Here is a 4,242-nt window from a genome sequence, read left to right on the forward strand (position 1 = left end):
TCTGAATCTGGCCTCGACACTGCATGTAGTTGATTCATAAGTGAATTCTGCCGTGTCGGTTACAGCAGCGCATTGGATCCACGGCGTGCACGCTAGTCGTGCAGTCGGCGGACGTTACCGCCGCTGCCGCGCTCAAGGAGGCGCTGCCGTCGATGAACGCCAACCCGTCCGCGAGTTAAGGTGGTGTTTGAAGTGGCGATAACGCGTTCAATTACGTGCATTTGCGCGGTGATAGTGGTTCGTTGCATACACTTTTGCCTGGTTGCACAACTTCAGGTGACTTCGCGGTCGGCTTGAAACATGAAGCGTCCACGGAAATCGCCTCTCGCATCTCATCTCTGCTGTCGACAGCTTCAAGGTCCATTCTGCCGGACAACGTACACATAAATGTGTGTAACACGGAAATACGTGCTATGATGTCAGTAGCTGCTTATGGAGTGAAAACCATGCCCGAAACCGTCAATTTCACCGGAGCGGTCGATCGTGATCTGCTCAAACGCGCCAAAATCCTGGCGGCCAAGTCCGACACCTCCGTCAATGCGCTATTCAACGCTGAGTTGCGGTATCTGGTCGAGACTTTCGAAGCGGCGGAAGTCAGCGGTAACGAAAATTTCCGCACCCTGCTCGACTTCTCGCTGGGCCGTGTTGACGACGGCCAGGCAATGGAAGCGCTCGGGATCGACAGTGACGAGGACCTGTTCTTACTCATGGCACAAGCGCATCTACCGATGCCACGACTGCCGGAAGCGAGGACCCGCAGTATGGTTGATGACCTCAATGCCTTGCGCAAATAGCAATGGCGAACGGGGACGTTACGCTGTTGCCCGATGCTGGGCCGTTGATTACCCTCGCCTATGCAAACGCGCTGGACTTGCTGCTTATCTCGGGATGGTCCGTCGCACTGGTTGACATGGTGCTGCACGAAGTCACGCGTAACAGTACGCCGACGAGTGAACAGATCGCCGATTGGGTCCGCCAACACGGAGTTCCCGTACTCGGCACCAAGGTGTACAAGCATCACACGCAGACAAGCACCGTAGCGGCGCCCGCGCGGAAATCAAATCTTGGTGAGCTGGCTGTTCAGGAAGCAATGAACGAGTTCGCCCTTACTCCAGAACGCACCGGCGTGTTTCTGTTCGAGGATCACCGCATCGCTCGCTCAAGCTTCCTGCTGCCCTCTAACTGCCGGAAGGTATCAACGCGCGCCTTTCTGATCTTCCTCGAACAGCAAAAACTTATCGAATCGGCGAGCGCTATCGAGCGCCGCGCAATTCACGCTGGGCGACATTTTTCGAAACTGCGCTTTCCGCCAGAGTAGCGACCCTGAATGACCATGCCTCAGTCGCACTCGATTGCCCGTGCGTCATTCCACGATCCCGACCATACGCCTGCTGGCAGACTGACCTGCTGTCGTGCTCGCGACGATCGTCGGCCAACCTGTCGAGGAGAATGTATTGGCAAATCCAGTTCGCGACGATTCAGCATCCCGCGTGATCGCGGTTACGTCAAAGACCGGCCGCCGCGTGCCAAAGGGAAAAACCCGAGCCGCCGCAATACCGCTGGACGTCGCGTCGATGGCGCACCAGGACGAAGAGCGTCAACGCCAGATGCGAGCGCTGATCGCGCTTGGTCGTGAGCGCGGCTACCTTACCCACGCGGACATCGACGATCACCTGCCCGACAACTTTACGCAAACTGCGGCAATGGAGACCATCGTCAGCACGTTTAGCGACATGGGGGTGGCAGTGCACGAGCAGGCGCCGGACGCGGAGACGCTCCTGCTGAACGAGGGCACCCCGGCCGTGGCATCGGACGATCAGGTGGATGAGGAAGCGCAAGCTGCACTGGCGACCGTCGATTCGGAGTTCGGCCGCACCACTGATCCGGTCCGCATGTACATGCGTGAGATGGGCGCCCGCGAACTGCTGACCCGCGCCGGCGAAATCGAGATCGCAAAACGCATCGAGGACGGCCTGCAGGACATGATTCAGGCGATCGCCGCGTGTCCGTCGGTCGTGTCCACGATTCTTGCCGATGTGGACCGCATCGTCGCCGGCGAACTGCGTATCGACGAACTGGTCGATGGCGTCCGCGACGACGTGGACGAAAGCGAAATGACGCTGGAGTCTGAAGAAGATGATGTGGAAGCACACCCCGCCGACGATGACCCGGACGGAGACGATGTTGAAACGGACGCCGAGGATCCAGAGAAAGCGAACGCAGCCCGCCTCGAACAACTCACGAATGACAGTCTTGGGGTTTTCGCGCGTGTGAGGGCACTGTTCGAGCAGTTGGCGGATGTGCCCGTTACCTGCAACGCCCGTTCCGCAGCCGTTGCGCGCGTGCGCTCGGAGATCCAGCGCGAACTGGCGCCGATCCGCTTTACGGCCAGAACCATCGACCGCCTGTGCACCAGTGTGCACGATCAGGTTACTGAGGTTCGTGCGATCGAGCGCAGCATCCTGGAGATCGCCGTCGACCGTTGTGGCATGCCACACGAGGCGTTTGTCGAGTCGTTCCCGGGCCACGAGACCGACCTTGAATGGACCAACCGCATGGCGGCGACATCGCGGCAGTTTGGCGCTGCCCTCGAGCGACATCTGCCGGCCATTCAGGCCGGGCAGCAGAAACTCACTGACATCGAGGCCAGGGTCTCGCTGCCGCTCCAGCAACTCAAGCAGATCAACCGCCAGATGAGTGCCGCGGAGTCGAAAATGCGGCAGGCCAAGCGGGAGATGATCGAAGCGAATCTTCGTCTTGTCATTTCAATTGCCAAGAAATACATGAACCGCGGCATGCCGTTCCTGGATCTGATCCAGGAAGGCAATATCGGCCTGATGAAGGCGGTGGACAAATTCGAATACCAGCGCGGCTGGAAGTTTTCGACGTACGCCACCTGGTGGGTCCGGCAGGCTGTCACGCGCGCGCTTGCCGATCAGGCGCGGACCATTCGTGTGCCGGTGCACATGATCGACACGATCAACAAGCTGAACCGGATTTCGCGCGAATTCCTTCAACAGACAGGACAGGAAGCGCATCCCGCCGTCCTCGCCGAGCGCATGGAGATGTCCGAGGAAAAAGTGCGCAGTATCCTCAGGATCGCGAGGCAACCTGTGTCGCTCGAGACCCCGGTGGGTGACGATGCTGACGCGACGCTCGGCGACATGATTGAGGATGTCTCTGCGAGTTCACCGGATGAGGCCGCGATCCACGCGAACCTGCGCGCCGCGATCGATGAGGCACTCGACGGGTTGTCGCCGCGCGAGGCCAAGGTCCTGCGGATGCGATACGGGCTTGATATGACCTCTGAGCACACGCTTGAAGAGGTCGGCAGGCAGTTCGACGTGACCCGCGAGCGGATCCGTCAGATTGAGAGCAAGGCGATGCGCAAGCTGATGCATCCCGGTCGGGCAGACAAGTTGAGGCACTTTCTCGAGCGCTGAGCAAAGCCCGGAGCGACACCCCTTTCGACGCCCTGCTCCAGATCCGCAGCGATCTGATCGCTGCCCTGACAGGGCGTGCTCGCGCCGCGGAAAAACTACAACGGTTTGATGCTGGCGGCCTGTTTCCCCTTGGGGCCCTGCTTGGGGTAATTGTACGGTACTGTCGCAATAAGGAAGCTGACCGGCGAGAGCACTGAAATATAGAGGACTACTTATGCAAAGAGCGAGTAGAATTGCTGGACGGGAGAGAGTGCCCTACCGCCATCGTTCATCTGGGCTTTGCGAATCATATACATGGTCTCGATTCCACCCAGAATGATGCGCGCGCAACGAAAATTCTTGAATCCCATCATTGGGCGGGTTCGACGCTTGATGGCCCGGTGATCCTGTTCGACAATGTTATTCAGATACTTTTTCTGACGGACCCTGATCGGCACCTCCCGCCTGGCGTTGATCGCTTGCAAGGCAGCCAGATTCGATCCGCTCTTATCGATCGTCACGGTCTCGGGTTCGCCATTCTGGTCGATTGCCTTTTCGAAATAGGCCCGGGCCGCAGCCTTGTCCCGTCGGGCTCGCAGCAGAAAATCAACGGTGTTGCCTGCCTTGTCGACAGCCCGGTAGAGATACCGCCACTCACCTCTGATTCGAATGTAGGTCTCGTCTATCCTCCGGCTCTTGCCGACCGTCCGTTTGCACCGTCGAAACGCCTTTTCCAGGACCGGCAACAGTTTGAGTGCCCAACGATGAACCGTCGAATGATCGACCGCAATCCCGCGCTCCGCCATCATCTGTTCGAGAT

Annotated in this window: 4 protein-coding genes; 3 read left to right on the forward strand and 1 reads right to left on the reverse strand. The window is 58.9% G+C overall.

From position 1 onward, the window contains the following. The first annotated feature begins 446 nt into the window (after window positions 1–446). From BN2476_RS44860 to rpoD, 3 genes are all read left to right on the forward strand, one after another. Window positions 447–794 (forward strand): hypothetical protein, encoded by a 348-nt coding sequence (locus BN2476_RS44860; RefSeq protein WP_131244486.1) that lies wholly within the window; start codon window positions 447–449, stop codon window positions 792–794. A 2-nt stretch (window positions 795–796) separates the two neighbouring features. Further along, complete coding sequence (locus BN2476_RS44865) at window positions 797–1,318, forward strand: hypothetical protein (protein WP_087740493.1); 522 nt, start codon at window positions 797–799, stop codon at window positions 1,316–1,318. Between the two features lie 136 nt (window positions 1,319–1,454). Further along, window positions 1,455–3,443: an RNA polymerase sigma factor RpoD gene (gene rpoD / locus BN2476_RS44870; protein WP_173819735.1), complete on the forward strand. Its 1,989-nt coding sequence runs from the start codon at window positions 1,455–1,457 to the stop codon at window positions 3,441–3,443. 212 nt (window positions 3,444–3,655) lie between these two features. Here the strand turns inward: rpoD and BN2476_RS44875 are convergent. Further along, on the reverse strand, window positions 3,656–4,242 hold a 587-nt coding region (locus BN2476_RS44875; protein ID WP_087740496.1), incomplete at its 5' end, for an IS6 family transposase.

The sequence above is a fragment of the Paraburkholderia piptadeniae genome (assembly GCF_900007165.1).
GTDB classification, from domain to species: Bacteria; Pseudomonadota; Gammaproteobacteria; order Burkholderiales; family Burkholderiaceae; genus Paraburkholderia; species Paraburkholderia piptadeniae.